This window comes from Candidatus Chloroploca sp. Khr17 (genome assembly GCF_004138165.1).
In the GTDB taxonomy this organism is placed as follows: Bacteria; Chloroflexota; Chloroflexia; order Chloroflexales; family Chloroflexaceae; genus Chloroploca.
In genome coordinates this window covers 1-2648 of the sequence record NZ_RYFF01000133.1, presented here as the reverse complement: position 1 = coordinate 2648, position 2648 = coordinate 1, and the positions used below count along the sequence as shown (strand labels likewise).

Below are 2648 nucleotides of genomic sequence, written 5' to 3'. Positions count from 1 at the left end.
CGGATAGAGACCGAACTGTCTCACGACGTTCTGAACCCAGCTCGCGTGCCGCTTTAATGGGCGAACAGCCCAACCCTTGGGACCTACTCCAGCCCCAGGATGCGACGAGCCGACATCGAGGTGCCACGCTCCTCCGTCGATATGAACTCTTGGGAGGTCTGAGCCTGTTATCCCCGGGGTAGCTTTTATCCGTTAAGCCACAGCCTTTCCACGCAGCACTGTGGGATCACTACGGCCGACTTTCGTCCCTGCGCGGCCGGTTTGCCTTGCAGTCAAGCACCCTTGTGCCGTTGCACGCGCTCGCGGATGACCATCCCGCGTGAGGGTACCTTTGCGCGCCTCCGTTACCTTTTGGGAGGCGACCGCCCCAGTCAAACTACCCACCAGCCACCGTCCCCGTTTCCGGGTGAGGGTACACCGTCACGAAGAGTGGTATTTCACCGTCGGCTCCCGCACCCCCACAAGGGCACGTTCGCGGCCTCCCACCTATCCTACGCATCGTACCGATCCACCCGATGGCAAGTTGTAGTAAAGCTCCACGGGGTCTTTTTGTCCCGCTCTGAGTAGGCCGCATCTTCACGGCCACTGCAATTTCACCGAGCCCCTAGTTGAGACAGTGCCCAGATCGTGATGCCTTTCGTGCGGGTCGGAACTTACCCGACAAGGAATTTCGCTACCTTAGGACTGTTATAGTTACAGCCGCCGTTTACCGGGGCTTCGGTTCGGAGCTTGCACCCCTCCCCTTAACCTTCCGGCACTGGGCAGGCATCACCCCCTATACGTCAGCTTACGCTTTGAGCAGGGAGCTGTGGTTCTGTTATCCAGTCGCCCGGGCCTGGACCCTGCGGCTGCCTCGCGCTCCACCTGTACAGGCTTCACCCTAGCGCAGCACCCCTTCTTCCGAAGGTACGGGGTCAATTTGCCGAGTTCCTTAACTAGGGATCACTCGTCCGCCTTGGTCTCCTCGACCTGCCTACCTGTGTCGGTTTGCGGTACGGGTACCGCTGGTCTCCGTAGCCGGCCTTTCTTGGCTGCGCAGGTGCCTCGCCGTCGCGGTGCATGCACCACTCCCCTTCGCCTCTCGGTCAACGGAAGATGGGATTTGCCGCACCTTCCTCCCTACCGGCTTGGACGACGCTCGTCTCGTCGCGGCGACTCCCCCTCAGCATCCGGCATTCGTCAAACGACCAGTCGGTAGTACAGGACTATGAACCTGTTGTCCATCGGGTTCGGCTTGCGCCTACCCCTTAGGCCCGACTAACCCGCCGCGGAGCACCCGTGCGGCGGAACCCTCAGGCTTTCGGCGGTGGGGGTTCGCACCCCACTTCTCTGTTACTCATTCCGGCATTCGCACTCGCACCCGCTCCACGAACGCTTCCGCCTTCGCTTCGCCGCTGGTGCGACGCTCCCCTACCGTCGTTGTTCCCAACGACCCGCAGCTTCGGCGAACCGCTTTGCCCCGGTGAAGCATCGGCGCAGCGCTACTCGACCAGTGAGCTCTTACGCACTCTTTCAAGGATGGCTGCTTCTAAGCCAACCTCCTGGTTGTCTCCGCGGCGCCACAACCTTTCCCACTGAGCGGTTACTTCGGGGCCTTAGCTGGCGGTCTGGGTTGTTTCCCTCTTGACGACGCATGTTCGCACCCGCCGTCTCACTCGTGGTGCTCGCAGGCTGGCATTCGGAGTTTGCCGTCGCTTGGTAAGCGGTGAAGCCCCCGCACAACAACAGTGCTCTACCTCCAGCCGCGACGTCCCACGGCTGCACCTCAATGCATTTCGGGGAGAACGAGCTATCTCCACGTTCGATTGGCATTTCACCCCTTACCACAGGTCATCCGAGCGGTTTGTAACCCACACCGGTGCGGCCCTCCACGTCCTGTTAGGGACGCTTCAGCCTGCCCATGGTAAGCTCACGTGGTTTCGCGTCTACCCCGCGCGACCTGCGCCCTCTGCAGGCTCGCTTTCACTCTGGCTCCGGCTGTCCCTGCCTTAACCATGCCACGCCGGGTAACTCGCCGGATCATACTCCAAAAGGCACGCCGTCACCCAGCTTGCGCTCGGCTCCGACGGCTTGGAAGCACACGATTTCAGGTTCTCTTTCACTCCCCTCGCCGGGGTTCTTTTCACCGTTCCCTCACGGTACTGTCCGCTATCGGTCGCTGCATGTAGCTTGCCTTGGACTGTGGTCAGCCCAGCTTCAGACCAGGTTCTTCGTGCCTGGCCCTACTCAGGGTCGTCTCCGCCGGGGCAGGAACGCGACGACGCGACTCTCACGCTCTTTGGTTCGGCTTTCCAGCGCGATTGGTCTCCGTTCGGTTCCCAGCGTGGGGGCCACCAGGCCCCCGTGACACGCCCTCCAACCCCGCCGTGGCAACGGCTGGTGCCTTGGCACCACGGCGGTTTAGGCCTCACCCGGTTCGTTCGCCACTACTACGGGTGTCGTTCTCTCTTCCTCCGGCTACTGAGATGTTTCAGTTGGCCGGGTTCCCTCCGCCTTGCGGCGGTACCCCCTGAAGGGTGAGTTGCCTCATTCGGATATCTCTGGCTCAACGCCTGCTTGCGGCTCCCCAGAGCTTTTCGGAGCGGTGCCCCGTCCTTCATCGGCATGCAGCGCCAGGGCATCCATCGTGTGCTCATCATGTCTTCCCT

Annotated in this window: 1 rRNA gene; it reads right to left on the bottom strand. The window is 61.8% G+C overall.

Going from position 1 to position 2648, the window contains the following annotated elements:
- Window positions 1-2648: ribosomal RNA gene (locus EKD05_RS25310) — 23S ribosomal RNA — on the bottom strand; the annotation flags it as partial.